Source organism: Pseudidiomarina piscicola (assembly GCF_902806985.1).
In the GTDB taxonomy this organism is placed as follows: domain Bacteria; phylum Pseudomonadota; class Gammaproteobacteria; order Enterobacterales; family Alteromonadaceae; genus Pseudidiomarina; species Pseudidiomarina piscicola.
Genome location: NZ_CADCXY010000001.1, coordinates 449765 through 469123 on the forward strand (window position 1 = coordinate 449765; position 19359 = coordinate 469123).

A 19359-nucleotide genomic window follows, 5' to 3' on the forward strand; every position below is an offset into this window, starting at 1 on the left:
ATATGAAATTTGCAACCTATCGAAATGGTACACGCGACGGCCAACTTATGGTGGTGAGTCGTGATCTTACGAAAGCTGTTGCGGTTCCCGCTTTGGCTGTGACCTTACAAGAAGTTCTTGACGATTGGGAAGGTATAGCACCAGAGCTGCAAACGGTCTATACCGCATTGAATAATGGCGAGCTAGACGACGCAGTCGCATTTGACGAAAGTCTGTGTGAGTCGCCGTTGCCGCGTGCCTATCAATGGGCAGATGGTAGTGCATATGTTAACCATGTCGAATTGGTTCGACGTGCTCGAAATGCTGAAATGCCGCCAAGTTTCTGGACAGATCCGCTTATGTATCAAGGTGGATCAGACGACTTCTTGGGGCCGAAAGACACCATCGAAATGGGCGACACCTCGTGGGGAATCGATTTTGAGGGTGAAATTGCCATTATTACTGATGATGTGCCGATGGGTGTTGAGGCCGCGGATGCCGGTCAATACATTCGCTTACTGATGCTAGTAAATGACGTGTCTCTACGCGGTTTAATTCCAAATGAGCTGGGTAAAGGCTTTGGTTTCTTCCAATCAAAACCATCGTCATCGTTTTCACCGGTCGCTGTTACGCCTGATGAATTAGGCGATGCGTGGCGTGATAATAAGGTCCACTTACCGCTATTAAGTGAGTATAACGGTGAAGCATTTGGTAAGCCGAATGCTGGCGAAGACATGACCTTTGATTTTGCTCAGTTAGTTGCGCATGCAGCGAAAACACGGCACCTTAGTGCTGGCGCCATTATTGGTTCGGGGACTGTTTCTAATAAGCAAGGAACGGACCATGGTAGTGCTATTGCTGAAGGCGGGGTGGGGTACAGTTGTATCGCCGAAGTTCGTATGATTGAAACGATTCGCGATGGTAAGCCGACCACCGGTTTTATGCAGTTTGGTGACACTATCAAAATCGAAATGAAAGATAACGATGGTGCGAGTATCTTTGGCAGTATCGAGCAAAAGGTTCTACAGTATCAAGCAGACTAAACAGTTTTCTTAAAGGGGTCTGTCTATGGAACTCTACGGTTACTGGCGCTCGAGCGCCAGTTATCGGGCTCGAATAGCCCTAAATTTTAAAGAGCTGGACTACAACTATCTGCCGGTCCATTTACTGAAAGATGGTGGCCAGCAACACCAGCAAGCCTATCGGCAACTAAACCCAAATGGTTTGGTGCCGACACTGGTTGATGGTCAAGTTATTTTGCATCAATCGGTCGCGATTATTGAATATCTCGAAGACAAGTACCCGCAGCCAAGTTTATTGCCAGGCGATGCCAAGCAACGCGGCGCAATAAGGGCTCTTGCGCTTGATTTATCAAGCGAGCTGCAACCGCTCATAAATTTACGTGTGCAGCAGTACTTAAAGCAACAACTCGAGGTGACCGACGCGCAAAAGCAAGCTTGGTTAGACCATTGGTTCGCGGAGAGCTTTAAAGCGTTCGAGAAGAACCTCGAAGAGGTCGGCGGAACTTATTGCGTAGGCGATGAGTTTTCACTGGCGGATGTGTGCTTGGTGCCGCAAGTTGCAAGTGCGCAACGCTTTGGTATTGATTTGACACCTTATCCCGTGTTGATGGGCATTTATGAGCGCTTGGAAGATCTTCCATATGTCCGCGCCGCCCATCCAAGTAAGCAACCTGATGCGGAATCCTGATCGCAAGAAATTATAAGTTCATCGCAACGTTTAAATGCCCAGCTCGTAACTTGCTGGGCATTTTGCTTTAATGGCAGACACTTCAATGAAAGGGAAACATAAGAATGAAAACTAAATTTACTGTTTCGATACTTGCTGCATTAGTCGCTGCATCCTGTGCGGCAACCAATGTACCGAGTACCTCAACCGCTGCCACCACAGCGCCAGAAACCTTGAGTCTTGCTGAAACCAATACCAGCCCGATGGCTGAATCGGGTGAGCTGACGATCAAACAGATCATGGCTGACCAAGATTGGGTCGCAAGATCCCCAAGCCGCGCCTACTGGATGCTTGATGGCAGTGGTGTCATTTATCAGCAAAAGCGCGAAGCCAGTGTGGTCAGTGACTGGTTTCATTTGCCCTTAGATAAAGACGCAGCACATAAAATCCCTTTAGAACGTCTGCATCATTACGCGTATGGTAATGGTATTTTTAATGACGATCGCAGCATGGTTGCGTATACCTTTGAAGGTAATGTTTTTGTTCGTAACGTAGAAAGCGGTGATGTGCGACAGTTAACGCGAGATAAGGCACGTCAAAGCCAATTAAGCTTTCTTAACGACGGCCGCGTAAGCTACCGCCAAGGTAACGACTTTTATGCCGTTGACCCTGCCTCAGGAATGACTGAGCAAATGGTTGCATTAGCAACCCGAGATAAGCCTGAAGCCGTGGCTGAGCCCTCAGACTTCGTGGCTCGTGAGCAACTTGAATTAATCGAATTTGTACAAAAAGAGCGGCGTGATCGCCAAGCGCGAGCTGATCATCAACAGCAAATCACCCAGCAAAATAGCTCTGTGGGCCCGCAGCCTTTCTACCTTGGTGCCAACAAACAAATCGTAGCAGCCAGTTTGTCGCCGAACGGTGAGCAAATGATTGTCGCAATAACTGATCCGCAGAGTTGGCGCGATGACGGCGATATTATGCCTAATTATGTCGCCGAAGACGGTCGTGTGAAGGCTGAGTCGGTGCGTCGCCGAGTTGCCGATGCCAAGCCAGTTGAACACCAAGTGTTACTGCTCGATTTAGCTTCGGGTGAGCAGACACAGTTAACCTACAACACCTTACCAGGTTGGAATGAAGACGTACTTGCTGACGTGAAGGCGGAAAATCATGCTGCACAAGGCAAAGAGTACACTCCTGAGAAAGCACCTCGAGCGATAACCCTAATGCAAGACTGGGGCTGGCAGAATGGTGCAATTCGCTGGTCAGAAAATGGTTCGAACGCAGTAGTGATGTTAGAGGCGTGGGACAATAAAGACCGTTGGCTTGCCTCTATCGATTTTGCTGGCAAACAACTGGTTAACGAACACCGTTTACACGACGATGCCTGGATTAACTATACCCACAATGACTTTGGTTTCTTGCCGGCAACGGACGATAAAATTTGGTTCCAAAGCGAAGAAGATGGTTATGCCCATCTCTACACTAAAGTTTTGGGTGGCGACAAGCAGCAATTGACCTCTGGTGACTATGTTACTGAAAACCCGACTGTCGATGCGCAAACGGGAGCAATCTATTACACCGCCAACAGCTCGCACCCAGGAATTTATGAACTGTACCGCGTCGACACCGAAAGTGGTGAAACGGAACAGTTGACGGATCTTGACGGTATGGTCGAGTCGTTTGAACTCAGTCCAACAGGCGACAACGTCGTTTTTAATTACTCAAGCGCACTGCAACCGTCTGAACTCTATGTTAGCTCGCTAAACGAGCAGGGTAGCGCAGAACGGCTGACATCGACGGCAACTGAGCAGTTTAAAGCCTTTGATTGGAGTGTGCCGGAGATCGTTCCAGTTCCGTCAAGCCATGTTGATAAACCAATTTATACCCGTGTTTATTACCCGGAAAACTATGATCCAAACCGTGCCGAAAAATATCCGGCGGTGGTCTTTATTCACGGCGCAGGCTACTTGCAGAATGCTCATGCCGGTTGGTCGGGGTATCAGCGCGAGTTTATGTTCCATACCTTCCTAACGCGCCAAGGCTATGTTGTGCTAGACCTCGACTATCGTGGCTCGAAAGGGTATGGCCGTGATTGGCGTACTGCGATTTATCGCAATATGGGTTGGCCTGAAGTAGAAGATCTGGTTGACGTAGTTGATTGGGCCGGTGAAAACACCAATGTCGATACCGAACGAATGGGAACTTATGGCGGTTCTTACGGCGGTTTCCTGACTTTCATGGCGCTCTTTAATGAACCTGGTTTATTTAAAGCGGGTGCAGCCTTACGTCCTGTTTCTGATTGGGCGCATTACAATACGGGCTACACGTCGAACATCTTGAACTTGCCGGATGATGATCCTATTGCTTATCGTCGCAGCTCACCTATTTATTTCACTGAAGGGCTAGAAGATGCGCTATTGATAAATTCACCTATGGTGGATGACAATGTCTTCTTCCAAGACAGTGTGCGCTTGGTACAGCGGTTGATTGAGCATGAAAAAGAAGATTTCGAAACAGCGATCTTCCCAGTTGAACCGCATGGCTTCCGCCAACCGTCAAGCTGGCTTGATGAATACCGTCGTATCTTCGAGTTATTTGAAGAAAACCTTAAATAAAGATCTGTTTTCATCAAGTATTAAAAAAGGCCGAAATCATTGATTTCGGCCTTTTTAGTTGAGCTGTTAGAACCCGAATGTGGGGAACTTAGCTTTTATCGCTTTCGCATTTTGCCATTGTTGCAGACGATGTTGCGCGTGCTTGGCTGTAGCTAGCAACTGTTGCTGCTTTGCTGAATGCGAGACGTTCGCTCTCGGCTGCGACCTTTAAAGGTGCAAATTCACCGGTACGCGGTTGCGCTGATGCTTTAGCCATAGGAGCACTGACACGACGACCGACCACTTTCGCAGGCTTTTTCACCGGCGTAGGCTCTGGCTTAGCTTCAGGCTCTGGCTTGGCTTCAGGCTCTGGCTTGGCTTCAGGCTCTGGCTTAGCTTCAGGCTCTGCCGCTTCGGCCGCCTTCTTTTCAGCCGCAACGTCTTTTGCTGCTTGTGCCATGCGAGCCGAACGCTTCGGTGCCTTCGCTTCATCTGTCGATGCTGGCTCAGGCTGTGCAACGCTTGTAGAGTCAGCTTCCGTTGCAACAGTTTCCTGTTCGTTTGCTTCTGACTGCTGGCTTTCGGCCTTACGACGCTGGCCGGCGGCACGTTGATGACGCGGACTACGACGTGAACGATTACGACCTTCACGCTTTTCACCGTTGCTTTGCTCTGTGGCGTTGTTATCCGTTGCGTCGCTAGTTACCGTGTTGGTGCTTTCAACGCTTGGCTCAGAGCTCGCACTAGTTTCTTGTGGTGCCTCTGCCTGTGCAACATCGTTGGTAGTGGCTTGCTCGTCTTTACCCATACGAACCGACTTATCAAGCTTTCTACGTTGACGGCGAGGTTTAGGCTTGGCTTCAGCTGCAGGTTTTGCATCCTGCGATTGCTCTGTTGCGGCTTCTTTAGGTTTCTGCGATGCCTCACCTTGCTGGCGATTGCGGTTGCGTCCACCACGGCGCTGCTGACCACGGTCATTACGCTCGTTACCTTTATTACCTTTGTTTTCGTCTTTACTGGTATCGGTCGCTGCGGTGGAGTCTTTTTGCTGCTCGTCACGCGGGCGTTGACGCGAGGAATTATTACGTCGACGTTGGTTGTTACCTCGTTGATTACGGCCTTGACCACCACGACGGTTACCATTGCGTTGACGGTTGTTGTTGCGCTCGCTCTGTTGTTTCTGCTGCTCTTCGTCGTCGTTACTAAACAAGCCAGAGAACCACTTGGCGACACGTTGCAACAACGATGGCCCTGTGTCTTTAGTTGGTGCGGCTTGTTGCTGCGGCGAAGGTGCAGGTGCGGCAGGGGCTTGTAAGCCTTTCAGCGCTGGTTCTTCGAAACTTGGTTTGTCTTTATTCAAGACCACTTCAGTGCTGGTATCTTCAGGCTTTTCAATTAGCGTAAAGCTGTTGGCCTGATCCATTTCGTCGTTACGTAAACGTTTGACGTCAAAGTGCGGTGTTTCTAAGTGATTATTCGGAATCACTAGTACCGACACAGAATGACGTTTCTCAACTTCGGCAATGGCTTTACGTTTTTCATTCAGTAAGTAGGTTGCAACAGTTACTGGAACCTGCGCTTGTACCTGAATGGTGTTGTCTTTCAAAGCTTCTTCTTCAATTAGACGCAAGATTGAAAGCGCTAACGACTCAGCCGAGCGAATGGTACCGTGACCGTCACAGCGAGGGCAAACGTGGTTCGCTGACTCACCTAAGGATGGGCGTAAACGTTGACGCGACATTTCGAGTAGACCAAAGCGTGAAATACGTGTCACTTGAATACGCGCACGATCTTGTTTCAAACTATCACGCAAACGGTTTTCAACTTCACGTTGATGCTTCACTGGAGTCATGTCGATAAAATCAATCACCACCAGACCGCCAACGTCACGTAGACGCAGCTGACGGGCAATTTCTTCAGCAGCTTCTAAGTTGGTTTGGAATGCGGTTTCTTCGATATCGCCACCACGTGTCGCACGTGCTGAGTTGATATCAATCGAGGTTAATGCCTCGGTTGGGTCAATAACAATGGATCCACCAGACGGCAAACGAACCTGGCGTTGGAACGCTGATTCAATTTGGCTCTCAATCTGATAGTGGTTGAAGAGCGGAATATCGCCATCGTAGGTCTTTACGCGGTTAACGAAGTCTGGACGAATCAGTGCAACATGATCACGTATTTGTTCGAATACCTTGGTATTGTCGATTAAAACCTCACCAATATCACGACGTAAGTAGTCGCGAATGGCACGAAATACCACATTGCTTTCTTGATGAATCAAGAATGGAGAAGGGCGCTGTTCCGCGGCTTTCTCGATCGCTTGCCAATGATGAACCAGAACATTGAGGTCCCATTCCAGCTCTTCTGCTGATTTACCAACACCGGCGGTACGAACAATCAAACCCATGCCATCAGGCAAGGTCAAATTACGCATAGCTTCTTTCAGCTCGGTGCGTTCATCACCTTCGATGCGACGTGAGATCCCGCCGGCACGAGGGTTGTTTGGCATCAGCACTAAGTAACTACCCGCCAAAGAAATAAAGGTCGTTAGTGCGGCGCCTTTCTGGCCGCGCTCTTCTTTATCTATTTGTACAATAACTTCCTGACCTTCTTTGACCACATCTTTAATGTTAGGTCGGCCAGAAAAAGTGTAGCCCTTAGGGAAGTAGGTTTTGGCAATTTCTTTGAGTGGAAGGAAGCCGTGGCGTTCAGCGCCGTAATCGACGAAAGCAGCTTCAAGACTTGGTTCGATACGGGTAATTTTACCCTTATAGATGTTTGCTTTTTTTTGTTCGTGGCCAGGACTTTCGATATCAAGATCATATAATCGTTGTCCGTCCACCAAAGCAACACGCAATTCTTCTTGCTGCGTTGCATTGATCAACATTCTTTTCATGGTTGTGACTCTTTCTTTTGTGCCACAACACAGTACGAAGGCGCACCCGCCATCGCTATTTCGAGATTGAATTGTAGACTGCCATCGCGCTATCGCAGCGTATGATGACACCTCCCGTTGTGTTACTTCTCAACACCAACGTGAGGTACGCAATTGGTTACCAAGCCGAAATACGCTTGTTCGTACCGTGTTGTCGCAAATACTTTTGACAATTTAGTGACTAGGTCTTGTGCATGTTCCGTGCCGTCAGGATCTCAAATACGTTGTATGCGTTTTGTACCCTGAGGTGGAGGTCGTGTTGCAATCGTATTCGATGCGCCTAGACACCACTAATTTTATAGTTCATACCGCTCTCAAACTGCCCGGTGCGGTTTTCTCCGGACATTTATTATCCCATGAACAGGGTATTTAGCACAAGATAAAATAATGCAACAAAAATGCAGTCACAAAAATAGGAAAATGATAAACTAACGGCATGAGCGAAAATGAATCAATAAAAGTCCGTTGGGTCACTATCGACGCTGATTACAGTGGTCAGCGCATTGACAATTTCCTACTTGCGCAATTAAAAGGTGTGCCTAAGTCATTGGTGTATCGAATTGTGCGCAAGGGTGAAGTGCGTATCAATAAAAAGCGTTGTAAACCTGACTATAAATTACAGCCAGGCGATCTTGTACGTATTCCTCCAGTGCGAGTGGCCGAGGCGAATCCGTTACCATCAGCAAAATTAGATCAAGTACAGGCGTTGAATGATCAAGTGCTGTATGAAGATGATGTGTTGATGGTGTTGAACAAGCCTTCTGGGCTTGCTGTGCATGGTGGTTCTGGGTTGCAGTTTGGCCTTATTGAGAGCCTTCGGTCGTTGCGCCCAGACGCGAAACAACTGGAACTTGTACATCGCCTCGATCGTGAAACCAGTGGTTGTATATTAATATCAAAACGCCGCTCAGCCCTGCGGTCGCTACATCAACAATTGCGCGAAAAAACCATGAACAAGCAATACCTTGCGTTGGTTCGTGGCCATTGGCAGCCGCACGTGAAGTTTATTGCTGCTCCGTTACTAAAGAACACCTTGAAGTCAGGCGAGCGAGTGGTCCGAGTTGATGCTGCCGGCAAGCCGTCGGAAACCCGTTTTCGGGTTAAACAAGCGTTTTCCGACTGTACCCTAGTTGAAGCATCGCCAATAACCGGTCGAACCCATCAGATTCGCGTTCATGCGCTTCATGCTGGGCATCCCATTGCTTGCGACCCAAAGTATGGTGACCAAGTATTTGATAGCCAACTTCAGCAACAGGGCTTGAATCGACTCTTTTTGCATGCCCATCGACTTAGCTTCGAACATCCGCAAACTGGTAAAACGGTCACGGTTGAAGCGCCACTTGACGATCGACTCACCGCAACGCTCAAGAATTTATCAAAATGAACTACAAGCTACTGATTTTTGACTGGGACGGTACCTTGATGAACTCCATTGCGCGCATCGTGTCGTCGATGCAAGCGACTGCCGCGCATCTGTCATTGCCTGTTCCTAGCGCTGAAGCGGTGCGAGATATTATTGGTATTAGTTTAGAGCCTGCCATTGAAAGACTGTTCGGTACCTTAAACGAGCGCCAGCTGAAGCAGTTCCTAGCGCGCTACCGTGATCAATATGTCGAACTTGATACCACCCCGACACCTTTGTTTGATGGCGTACCAGAAATGTTGACCAGCCTGCGCGAGCGGGGCTACCAGTTGGCAGTGGCAACAGGCAAGGCGCGGCGCGGGCTTGATCGGGTTTGGCAAGAAACCAACACCCAGCGATTTTTTGATGCGTCACGTTGCGCCGACGAAACTCAGTCAAAACCTAGTCCTAAGATGCTATTTGAATTGCTTGACGAGGCGCAGTGCAGCGTTAATGAAGCGCTATTGATTGGCGACTCTGTTCACGACCTTGCGATGGCTAAAGCTGCTGGCATGGCCAGCGTCGGGGTTGACTTCGGCGTCCACTCTGCAGCTCAGCTCGCGGCCTATGAACCACTGACAGTGGTGTCTTCATGGTCGCAATTTGACGCCTTTCTTAAGCGAAAAATTAATTAAGGAGACTCCTTCGATGTCTGCAATTGTCTTAGCTTCGACGTCACCTTACCGTCGAATGCTGTTAGAAAAAGTTCTACCTGATTTTGTTTGTGCCGCACCGCAGGTCGATGAGTCGAGAGGCGCGGGAGAAACAGCTGAAGAATTAGTTGAACGGCTAGCCATTGCAAAAGCCAAAGCACTGGCAACTGCTTACCCTGCACATTTGCTGATTGGCTCTGATCAAGTGGCAGTTGTGGATGGTGACATCCTTGGTAAGCCAGGCAGTGACGAAAAGGCCATTGCGCAATTACAACAGGCGCGGGGCAAAACCGTGACGTTTTTTACGGGCTTAGCGGTATTCAATAGCGCAACAAATGAGCTGTTATCGTCGGTCGAACCTTTTACCGTGCACTTTCGGAATTTATCGGACGCGGAGATTGAAGGGTATGTGGCCCTGGAGCAACCGCTTAATTGCGCGGGAAGTTTTAAGAGCGAAGGTTTAGGTATAAGCCTTTTTGAGTCTCTTCAAGGTGATGACCCCAATACTCTCATCGGTTTACCGGTGATCCGCTTGCTCGAAATGTTGCGTCATTGGGGGATAAATCCGTTGCTGGTCGAGAAGCAGAGAAAAAGCTGAAAATCACTTGTTTTCAGTGGCTGAATCCTTTAATATTCGCGCCCTATGCAGAAGGTTCGTATACCCATTTCGGTCGATCCGGTAAAAAGTGCCGGTAAACAGTTAAGCTACTCAGGTCTTGTGCCGGGTACTTCGCTTAATCGTTTACAAGAGCTTTTGGTTGTCCCTTGTGCTGATGTTGATGTTGAACTCGAGTTTGGAGTCGACGCACAAAACATTAAGCACATGCGCGGACATGCTGAGGTCAAAGTCACAGTCGCTTGCGAGCGCTGTGGAGACCCCATGCCAGTAGAGTTGATAGCTGATTATGCTTATGCTCCGGTAACCAAACGTCAAACGGCCACCGATATGCCGAGTGAGTACGAAGCTATTGAAGTGGATGAGCTTGGCGAAATCCCCGTGCATCGAATTATCGAAGACGAACTGATATTGGCAATGCCTGTTGTGGTTAAACATGACGAGCGCGAATGTCGGATAGATAGTAAAGCAATGCAGTGGGGCAAAATTGATGATGCCTCGGGCGAAAAGGATAATCCTTTTGCTGTGCTGCAAGAATTAAAGCGTAAATAAACTTAGGAGATAGCGTAAATGGCTGTACAAAAGAATCGGAAAAGTCGTTCTAAGCGCGACATGCGTCGTTCGCACGACGCACTGAGCGGCCCTACACTGTCGGTTGACTCTACCTCTGGTGAAACGCATCGTCGTCACCACGTAACAGCTGACGGTTTTTATAAAGGCCGTAAAGTAATAAACAAGTAACCAAGAGCTGGAAGTGAGGCTATGGCCGCACTGACACTGGTACTTGATGCAATGGGGGGCGATAATGGCCCCTCTGTTGTAATTGACGCATTAGTCGATGCGTTATCCGCATTTCCCAATTATCACTTTATCGTTGTCGGCGATGAAGCTGAACTCGAACCTCTATTAGCTGCAAATAAACTTGCAGACCATCCAAGGGTTATCTTAAAACACGCTAGTCAAACGGTAGCGATGACAGATAAACCCGGCTACTCGCTACGCGCGAAGCCAGACTCGTCAATGCGCATTGCACTCGATCTCGTTGCTAACGGTGAGGCCGCTGCTTGTGTTAGCTCAGGCAACACTGGCGCACTCATGACCAAAGCCTATTTCGCGTTAAAAACCTTACCAGGTGTGTTGCGACCAGCCTTAATGTCAGCCATTCCACAAGCCTCAGGTGGCAGTGCCTTTTTACTTGATTTAGGCGCTAACCCGGTTTGTGACAGTGATACCTTGTTTCAATTTGGGGTTATGGGATCTGTCGCTGCTCGTGAAGTTTTGAACATCGATAAACCTCGCGTTGCGCTCTTAAACATGGGCGCCGAAGACATCAAAGGCAATGATGTTGTGAAAGCGACCGCACAATTGTTACAACAATCTAAATCGCTTAATTATATTGGTTTTATTGAGGGTGACGATCTGTTCGCCGACAAAGCCGATGTGATTGTTTGTGACGGCTTTGTGGGAAACATTGCGCTGAAGAGCTGTGAAGGTCTTGCCGAGCTGTTGCTGACAAATATACGTGCCAATATTCACGCCCACTGGCTCACGCGTTGGTTTGTTAAATTGTTCTACAGTCGTTTACAACGCTCATGGGATTGGTTGAAGCCCGACCACTACAATGGTGCAAGTTTGATAGGATTGCGTGGCGTCGTTATAAAAAGCCACGGTGATGCCAATGCAAAAGCCTTTTATAGTGCGATTGAGCAAGCTGTTTCTGAGACGCAACACGACCTACCTACACGCATTCGTGACCAGGTAGAAAACGTACTTCTAGAGCAAGAATAAGGTTCTTATGTTTGCAAGAATCGCAGGTACTGGGCATTATTTGCCATCCCAGTGCTTGACTAATGCCATGCTTGAACAGCGTGTTGATACAACGCACGATTGGATCGTTGAGCGTACGGGAATTCATCAACGCCATATTGCAGGGCAAGGCGAAAACGCGGTAACTATGGGCGCTGCAGCAGCTCGCCAAGCACTTTCCGCGGCAAATCTAGACACCTCTGATATCGACTTAATAGTTGTAGCAACCACCTCTGGAGAGCGTGCATTCCCGAGTGTCGCATGCGAAATACAGGCGTCCCTAACCGAACAAAATATACCTGCTTTCGATGTGGCTGCAGCCTGTTCCGGCTTTATTTTTGGCCTCAGTGTTGCCGACCAGTATATTCGAAGCGGCACCTACAAAAATGTGCTTGTGATTGGCACCGATGTGCTGTCGCGCCTTTGTCACCCTGAAGATCGTAACACCATTGTGTTATTCGGTGACGGCGCCGGCGCAATGGTTTTACAAGCCAGTGACACGCCAGGTGTTGAGTCTACCCATTTGCATAGTGCGGGTGAGTTTGCCGACCTATTAGGGGTCAACCATCTTCCACGTAACAGCCGCAGCCAAGCTGAAGAACTCAGTGAGGCCTGGATGTACATGAAGGGCAACGAAGTTTTTAAAGTGGCGGTAAGCAAGTTAAGTGAATTGGTGAATGAAACTTTAGTTGCCAACAACTTAACGCCTGATGCCCTCGATTGGTTGGTTCCGCATCAAGCGAATTTGCGTATAATTAAAGCGACAGCAAAAAAATTGAAAATGCCCATGTCGCAAGTGATCACGACACTTGCGGATACCGGCAATACTTCAGCGGCATCCGTGCCAATTGCGCTCGATGTAGCCATTCGAGATGGCCGTATTCAGCGCGGACAAAGGCTTTTATTAGAAGCCTTTGGGGGCGGGTTCGCATGGGGTTCAGCTTTAATAACTTATTAAACACAACGAAAAGGAAGAGACCATGCGAGCATATGTTTTTCCGGGACAAGGATCGCAATCGGTCGGTATGCTTGCCGACGTAGCGACCGACTACCCTGTGGTAGGCGAGACCTTCGCCGCTGCCAGTGAGGTACTCGGTTACGATTTGTGGCAGTTGGCGCAAGACGGGCCCGCCGAACAATTAAATGAAACGCAACGTACGCAGCCAGCCTTACTTACCGCAAGTGTTGCTCTGTATCGAGCATTGGAAAGTGCCGGTAGTGTGGCGCCACGTTGGCTTGCTGGGCATAGTTTAGGCGAATATTCTGCGCTGGTTTGTAGTGGTTGCCTTGATTTTCAAGATGCGGTGGCGTTAGTTGCCAAACGCGGTGAATTGATGCAAGAAGCGGTCCCAAGTGGTGTGGGCGCGATGGCAGCAATTATTGGCTTAGACGACGCACTGGTTGAAGAAGCCTGTGCCGCTGCCGCGGGTGATCAAATTGTCAGCGCAGTGAACTATAATTCACCGGGCCAGGTAGTGATTGCGGGTCATGCCGAAGCAGTTCAACGCGCCGGGGAAGCCTGTAAAGAGCGGGGCGCTAAACGCGCGTTACCTTTACCGGTAAGTGTTCCATCCCATTGTGCGCTCATGCAGCCTGCGGCGGAGCAGCTTGCCGTCGAATTAGGCAAATTAACCCTCAACACGCCTAATATTCCGGTGGTCAATAACGTCGATGTAAAAGACGAACGCGATGCAGATGCTATACGGGATGCACTTATACGCCAGCTTTACTCGCCAGTTCGTTGGACAGAGACCGTACGTTATTTAGTTCAGCAAGGCGTGACGGAAATTTATGAAATTGGTCCAGGAAAGGTATTGTCTGGACTTAACAAGCGCATCGATAAGTCGATACAAAGTGATGCGGTGAATAGTATCGATGCAATTAAAGCAAGGATTTAATTATGACAACAACAATGCAAGGGCAGGTTGCGCTCGTTACGGGTGCAAGCCGCGGAATTGGTAAAGCCATCGCTCAACAGCTCACTCAACAAGGTGTGAAAGTGATTGGCACGGCGACGAGCGACAGCGGCGCTGCGGCTATTTCTGACTACTTAGGCGACATGGGTGAAGGCCGTCAGTTGGACGTGACCGATGCCGAGAGCGTCGCCACGGTACTTAAAGCGATTGACGAGAGTTATGGGCAACTCGATATTTTGGTGAATAACGCTGGTATTACCAAAGATAACCTATTAATGCGCCTTAAAGATGACGACTGGGATGCCGTACTCGATACCAATCTGAAATCGGTGTATCGTCTTTGTAAAGCCGTTATGCGCGGGATGATGAAGCGTCGGCACGGTCGTATTATCAATATTTCTTCAGTGGTTGGCACAACGGGGAATCCTGGTCAAACCAACTACTGTGCAGCGAAAGCTGGCTTAGCCGGTTTCACCAAAGCATTGGCACAAGAGATCGCTGCGCGTGGAATTACCGTCAACTGTGTTGCGCCTGGTTTTATTGATACCGATATGACGAAATCGTTAACGGATGATCAAAAAGAAGCTATTTTTGCGAATATTCCAGCATCACGCTTAGGCCAGCCGGAAGAAGTCGCGGCCGCTGTAGTGTTTTTGGCATCGCCTGGGGCAGCCTATATCACTGGTGAAACCATTCATGTAAACGGTGGTCTAGCTATGGTGTAAGTCGTTCGGCGAGCAAGGGGTACGACCTCTCGGGAATTAGCGATTTTTTCCTTTATTAATGCCGCCGCTTTCACTACACTAAGCGCAATTTCGAACTCGATACCTAAATGAAGGGATATAGAAACAATGAGTACTATTGAAGAACGCGTAAAGAAAATCATCATCGAACAATTGGGTGTTAAAGAAGAAGAAGTTAAATCTGAAGCTTCTTTCGAAAACGATCTAGGTGCTGACTCACTAGATACCGTTGAGTTGGTGATGGCTCTCGAAGAAGAATTCGAAACTGAGATCCCAGACGAAGAAGCTGAGAAAATCAGAACTGTTCAAGCGGCTATCGATTACGTGACAAATCACGCAAACGACTAAGCTAAAGCTTGCTGAAGAAGGCGGAATGAAAATTCCGCCTTTTTTCTATGTGGCACAATAACCGCGAAATACCTAACCAAGCTATCGACCGCGGCCTGCAATTTGGCGACGGTCACTTCACTACGCTTACCATAGAGAATGGTGTACCACGCTGGTGGTCAGCGCACTGGCAACGTTTGCAAGAGGCCAGTCGGCGGCTCGCAATGCTATTACCCGAACAAGCTGAGCTTCTGGGCTGTATTAAGCGCCTTATTGAACAACATCCCCAACAAAACTTAGTGGTAAAAATTATTGTTACCCGAGGAGAAGGTTCTCGTGGTTATGGCGCTGAAGTGCAAAGCCAAGCCAATTGGTATCTAAAGGCGTCGCCACTCCCCACACGTACGACCGTCCCCCTCAATGTCGCTGTGGCCGCTATACCGCTTAGCCGTTCGCCGCTGCTAGCGGGGCTTAAAAGTTTAAATCGCTTAGAGCAAGTGATGCTGAGCCAAGAAAAGCAACAACGCCAATTAGATGAGCTTATCGTGCTAGACACGGCTGGGAATGTTATTGAAGCCATTTCTAGTAACCTATTGTGGCGTAAGGGCCGGCAGTGGTTTACGCCTAGCTTAGAATACGCGGGTATAGCGGGGGTGGTTCGTCGGCAGTTGCTTGAGCAGCAACCGGTCGATTTGCAGATTGTCGACGCGGTATCGGTGAATGAATTTTTGCAAGCTGAGCAGGTTGTACTGACAAATAGTGTTTTAGGCTTGCGCCCAGTTGCGCAAATAGGCGAACATAGGCTTTGTGATCCTCATTTACCAAAGGCGCTGAAATCCTGGTGGCACGAATCCGACGTTTCCTAATTATTGTAAGTTGCGTAACGCTACTGCTAGCAGCAGGGGCAGCTTATTGGAGTTTCCAACTGGTTCAGCAACCATTGCAACTGGATGCGGATACCCAACTTTTTGAGCTTAAGCGTGGTGCTCATGCCAAATCAATTTTAGCAACACTTAGCGACCGCGGGTGGTTACCGCAAGGCACCGCAACGACGAACTACTTGGCGAGTCGTTTATGGAGTGAACCTGCGGGGCTGCAAGCTGGAGTTTATCAACTGCAAAAGGGCCAAAGCCTGCAGCAGCTTTGGCAACAATTGCGCAGGGGCGAGCAGCACCAGTTTGCCGTCACCCTCATCGAGGGGCAGACGTTCGTGCAATGGCTTACAACCATCCGCCAACATGATTACATTGATTCGAGTCAACTGGTCAATGCAGAGGACTTGGTTAAAGCAGTGACAGGACAAACACAGCTGTCGTCTCTTGAGGGCTATTTAGCCCCCGATACCTATCACTTTTACGCTGGCACTAAGGCAATAGAGTTATTGCAGTTAGCCTATCGTTCGCAGCAGCAAAGGCTCGATGATGCCTGGTATGATAGAGCTTTAGATCTGCCCTATACAGAGCCTTATGAGTTACTTATCATGGCTTCCATTATTGAAAAAGAAACGGGCTTAGGTAGCGAACGTGATTTAGTGAGTTCGGTATTTGTGAATCGCTTGCGCAAAGGCATGCGTTTACAGTCGGACCCAACAACTATTTATGGCGTTGAAAACTTTGACGGTAACCTGACGCGTGCTCACTTACGTGAGAAAACCGCGTATAACACCTATCGTATTAATGGTTTACCGCCAACCCCTATAGCGATGCCAAGTCGAGCGAGTTTAACGGCTGCAGCGCAGCCAGCAACGTCGCCGTATTATTATTTTGTGGCTGATAACTTAGGTGGCCATATTTTTTCGGAAACGCTGAGCGAGCATAATCGTGCAGTCGATAAATACCAACGAGGAACGCAGTAAGATTATGCAGGGAAAATTTATCGTTGTAGAAGGTCTTGAAGGTGCAGGGAAAAGCTCAGCTATGGCGAGCTTGGTCAGCCATTTGCAAGCCAAAAGTATTGCCACGCTAACCGTACGCGAGCCCGGTGGTACGCCTTTGGCAGAAGCCCTACGCGATTTAGTTAAGCAGAACTGGGAAGAACAGCTAAGTGCTGAAACTGAACTGTTACTTATGTATGCCAGCCGGGTACAACTAGTAAAGAATGTGATTCAACCCGCTTTAGCTGAAGGTAAGTGGGTGATCGCCGATCGCCATGATTTATCTTCTCGTGCTTATCAAGGGGGCGGCCGTGAACTTGGTGATGCCAAACTACAATCGCTAAAGCAGTTAGTGTTAGGCGACTTTCAACCCGACCTTACGTTGTTACTTGATTTAGATCCTGAAGTAGGTCTGCAACGTGCTCGAGAGCGAGGTGAGTTAGACCGCATCGAGCAGGAAACCGTTGCGTTTTTCCAGCGCACTCGCGCCCGCTACCTTGAGATTGCCGAACAAGAACGTAGTATCCATGTGATTGACGCTGAACAGCCGATGGCCACTGTGCATCAGGCGCTGATTGGCGCCTTAGAGTTTGAACTCTTTGGTGAGAGAGGCTAACACGTGAGTTTACCCTGGTTACGCGAAAACTGGCGCCATTTAGTGAATGAGCATAGCAGTGGCAAACTTAGCCATGCCCATTGCATACCATGGTTTCCTGATCTTGGTGCCGAGACCTTTATTCGGGAGTGGTTAAAGTTGTTACTTTGTACCCAACCGAAACAAAGAGCCTGCGGTCGCTGTAAAAGCTGTTTATTGCAACTCGCAGGAAATCATCCCGATTACTATGAGGTGGCAAGCCATGATGGCAAGGGGATCGGTGTCGATCAAATTCGCGAGCTAACGGAAAAGTTACAACAAACACCGAATCAAGCAGGGGCGAAGGTGGTTTGGTTACGCGATGCCGAGCGCATGTCGGTAACAGCGGCAAATGCGTTATTGAAGACGTTAGAAGAGCCGACTCAGGCAACGTACTTCGTGGTAAGCCCAGAGCGTACGGAACGATTGTTACCAACACTACGGAGCCGCATGCAACTGCACCGGTTTCAGATACCAACGACTGACGCAGTCGAACAGTGGTTAGCTCAGCGCTTGAAACGCGTATTGACGGCAGAGGAACAACAGTTAACTCAGCGTTACCACCATCGGCCGTTAGCGTTACTGAGCTGGTTTGAAGCAGGGCAATTGCCTACCGATCATCTGCAGCAGCTGAGCGCGGTGATCCTCGGCCAACTAAGCTGGCCCAAGCTTGATAAAGGTAATTGGCAAGCATGGCTGTTGGCTACCGAGCAACTGTTAGGTGAGTTAATACGCCTGCAGCAAGGGCTCGGCCAAGAGCATTTGCAACTGGTTGATGACAGTCAGCCGTTGCGGCTTTGGTTAACCGAGAAAAATTTTAACGTGACAGAATTAAATCATTGGTTAAAATCATGTTATGGTGTGCGTAAAGCGAGCGCGGAACAAAGCGGTCTTAATGGCCCATTACTGCTTCAAGAACTCTGGATGAGGTTGCACTAATCATGGCTGCAAAGCGTGTACAATTAAAATCAGAAGAGCAATTACGTCGTCTCTTTATGCCGTTTATTAAAGGGGGAGCGCTATTTGTCGCGACCGATGACCCTTACAGTATCGGTGATGAAATTGCGCTGTTAGTGCAATTGCCTGGCGATAGTGACGAAACCTTAGTGAAAGGCAAAGTGGTTTGGCTGGCTCCGGCACGGCCAGGCCGAGCTGATCAAGGCGGAGTCGGGGTACAATTCCTCGAGGACAAATCACACCTTCGCAACCGTATTGAAACCTTGCTGGGCCACCTCGGTGAGTCTAACGCCCCCACCGCAACTATGTAACTAGCCCTCGTTTTAAAGTTCTATTTTTTGCCAACACAACGTTAAGGAGTCGCTGTGTATATCGATTCACATTGCCATTTAGATAAGCTCAAGTTGGACGAATTTAACGGTTCGTTAGATGAGGTTATGCGCCAAGCCAAACAAGCTGGGGTGCAGCAGATGCTGTGCATTGGTGTCACGCTTGATGATTTTCCGCAGATGCGGGAACTTGTGAAGGATTACCCTCAGGTTGCAATTAGTTGTGGTGTACACCCGCTGTATATTGCGAAACACCCACTTGAGCAGCAGCAGCTTCGTGAGTTTGCCAGTGCAGATGATGTGGTGGCGATCGGCGAAACTGGTTTAGACTACTTTTACGATAGCGAGAGTAAGCACGTCCAGCGAAACAGTTTTGCCTACCATATTGAATTGGCAAACGAGTTGCAGAAGCCGCTGATTATCCACACCCGAGATGCACGTGACGATACACTTAGTCTGTTGCGTGAAGGGCAAGCGCAAAATTGTGGCGGCGTTCTGCATTGTTTTACTGAGTCATATGAAATGGCGAAACAGGCTATCGATGATCTCGATTTCTTTATTTCAATTTCTGGTATCGCGAGCTTCCGCAACGCCAGTGAGTTACGAGATGTAGTGAAGAAATTACCGCTAGACAAACTTCTCATTGAAACCGATAGCCCATGGCTTGCCCCCGTACCTCATCGAGGCAAGCAAAATCAGCCGGCTTTTGTGGCAGACGTTGCCAAATGTGTCGCTGATATAAAAGGTATTACTGTTGCTGAAGTTGCAGAAACAACCAAGGCAAACTTTTTCCGCCTGTTTAACCGAGTTGAGCCGGTCAGTGCTTAAATTTTGGTAAAGAATTAAAAATTTATTTAGCAAAAACCTAAGACTTGGCTACACTAAATTTTACGGTACAAATTT

The 19359-nt window shown here is 48.7% G+C and carries 20 protein-coding genes; 19 read left to right on the plus strand and 1 reads right to left on the minus strand.

Annotation, left to right across the window (positions count from 1 at the left end; translation table 11 throughout):
- The first annotated feature begins 2 nt into the window (after positions 1–2).
- From PSI9734_RS02325 to PSI9734_RS02335, 3 genes are all read left to right on the plus strand, one after another.
- Positions 3–1022, plus strand: a complete 1020-nt coding sequence (locus tag PSI9734_RS02325) for a fumarylacetoacetate hydrolase family protein (protein WP_173919498.1) — start codon at positions 3–5, stop codon at positions 1020–1022.
- A 25-nt stretch (positions 1023–1047) separates the two neighbouring features.
- Positions 1048–1689, plus strand: a complete 642-nt coding sequence (maiA, locus tag PSI9734_RS02330; protein WP_173919499.1) for a maleylacetoacetate isomerase — start codon at positions 1048–1050, stop codon at positions 1687–1689.
- Between the two features lie 104 nt (positions 1690–1793).
- Complete coding sequence (locus tag PSI9734_RS02335) at positions 1794–4286, plus strand: S9 family peptidase (protein ID WP_173919500.1); 2493 nt, start codon at positions 1794–1796, stop codon at positions 4284–4286.
- An 88-nt stretch (positions 4287–4374) separates the two neighbouring features.
- Here the strand turns inward: PSI9734_RS02335 and rne are convergent, their stop codons facing one another.
- Complete coding sequence (gene rne, locus PSI9734_RS02340; protein WP_173919501.1) at positions 4375–7161, minus strand: ribonuclease E; 2787 nt, start codon at positions 7159–7161, stop codon at positions 4375–4377.
- Between the two features lie 475 nt (positions 7162–7636).
- Here rne and rluC point away from each other — a divergent pair, with 475 nt between their 5' ends.
- From rluC to PSI9734_RS02420, 16 genes are all read left to right on the plus strand, one after another.
- Positions 7637–8584 carry a 23S rRNA pseudouridine(955/2504/2580) synthase RluC gene (rluC, locus tag PSI9734_RS02345; RefSeq protein ID WP_173919502.1) on the plus strand — a complete coding sequence of 316 codons (948 nt, stop codon included), beginning with the start codon at positions 7637–7639 and terminating at the stop codon, positions 8582–8584.
- Positions 8581–9237 carry an HAD-IA family hydrolase gene (locus PSI9734_RS02350; RefSeq protein ID WP_173919503.1) on the plus strand — a complete coding sequence of 219 codons (657 nt, stop codon included), beginning with the start codon at positions 8581–8583 and terminating at the stop codon, positions 9235–9237. The genes rluC and PSI9734_RS02350 overlap by 4 nt, the downstream gene beginning before the upstream one ends.
- Positions 9238–9250: 13 nt before the next feature.
- Positions 9251–9853, plus strand: a complete 603-nt coding sequence (locus PSI9734_RS02355; RefSeq protein ID WP_173919504.1) for a Maf family protein — start codon at positions 9251–9253, stop codon at positions 9851–9853.
- 45 nt (positions 9854–9898) lie between these two features.
- A complete protein-coding gene (yceD, locus tag PSI9734_RS02360) occupies positions 9899–10423 on the plus strand; it encodes a 23S rRNA accumulation protein YceD (RefSeq protein WP_173919505.1) in 525 nt (174 codons plus the stop codon).
- Positions 10424–10441: 18 nt separating this feature from the next.
- Positions 10442–10612 carry a 50S ribosomal protein L32 gene (gene rpmF / locus PSI9734_RS02365; protein ID WP_173919506.1) on the plus strand — a complete coding sequence of 57 codons (171 nt, stop codon included), beginning with the start codon at positions 10442–10444 and terminating at the stop codon, positions 10610–10612.
- Positions 10613–10633: 21 nt separating this feature from the next.
- The gene (gene plsX, locus PSI9734_RS02370; RefSeq protein ID WP_173919507.1) at positions 10634–11659 is read left to right on the plus strand and encodes a phosphate acyltransferase PlsX; all 1026 of its coding nucleotides are present in this window, start codon (positions 10634–10636) and stop codon (positions 11657–11659) included.
- Positions 11660–11666: 7 nt separating this feature from the next.
- The gene (locus tag PSI9734_RS02375) at positions 11667–12635 is read left to right on the plus strand and encodes a beta-ketoacyl-ACP synthase III (RefSeq protein WP_173919508.1); all 969 of its coding nucleotides are present in this window, start codon (positions 11667–11669) and stop codon (positions 12633–12635) included.
- Positions 12636–12657: 22 nt separating this feature from the next.
- Entirely contained in the window at positions 12658–13575 is a 918-nt protein-coding gene (gene fabD / locus PSI9734_RS02380) for an ACP S-malonyltransferase (RefSeq protein ID WP_173919509.1), read from the plus strand.
- Between the two features lie 2 nt (positions 13576–13577).
- Entirely contained in the window at positions 13578–14318 is a 741-nt protein-coding gene (gene fabG / locus PSI9734_RS02385) for a 3-oxoacyl-ACP reductase FabG (RefSeq protein ID WP_173919510.1), read from the plus strand.
- A gap of 126 nt (positions 14319–14444) precedes the next feature.
- A complete protein-coding gene (gene acpP / locus PSI9734_RS02390) occupies positions 14445–14684 on the plus strand; it encodes an acyl carrier protein (protein ID WP_173919511.1) in 240 nt (79 codons plus the stop codon).
- Positions 14685–14731: 47 nt separating this feature from the next.
- Entirely contained in the window at positions 14732–15529 is a 798-nt protein-coding gene (gene pabC / locus PSI9734_RS02395; protein ID WP_173919512.1) for an aminodeoxychorismate lyase, read from the plus strand.
- The gene (gene mltG / locus PSI9734_RS02400; protein ID WP_246194684.1) at positions 15505–16518 is read left to right on the plus strand and encodes an endolytic transglycosylase MltG; all 1014 of its coding nucleotides are present in this window, start codon (positions 15505–15507) and stop codon (positions 16516–16518) included. The genes pabC and mltG overlap by 25 nt, the downstream gene beginning before the upstream one ends.
- 4 nt (positions 16519–16522) lie before the next feature.
- Positions 16523–17152, plus strand: a complete 630-nt coding sequence (gene tmk / locus PSI9734_RS02405) for a dTMP kinase (RefSeq protein WP_173919513.1) — start codon at positions 16523–16525, stop codon at positions 17150–17152.
- Between the two features lie 3 nt (positions 17153–17155).
- On the plus strand, positions 17156–18109 hold the full coding sequence (locus PSI9734_RS02410; RefSeq protein WP_173919514.1) for a hypothetical protein: 954 nt from the start codon (positions 17156–17158) through the stop codon (positions 18107–18109).
- A gap of 2 nt (positions 18110–18111) precedes the next feature.
- Positions 18112–18438, plus strand: coding sequence for a PilZ domain-containing protein (locus tag PSI9734_RS02415; RefSeq protein ID WP_173919515.1), 327 nt, complete (start codon positions 18112–18114; stop codon positions 18436–18438).
- A 54-nt stretch (positions 18439–18492) separates the two neighbouring features.
- Positions 18493–19284: a TatD family hydrolase gene (locus PSI9734_RS02420; protein ID WP_173919516.1), complete on the plus strand. Its 792-nt coding sequence runs from the start codon at positions 18493–18495 to the stop codon at positions 19282–19284.
- Positions 19285–19359 lie beyond the last annotated feature (75 nt).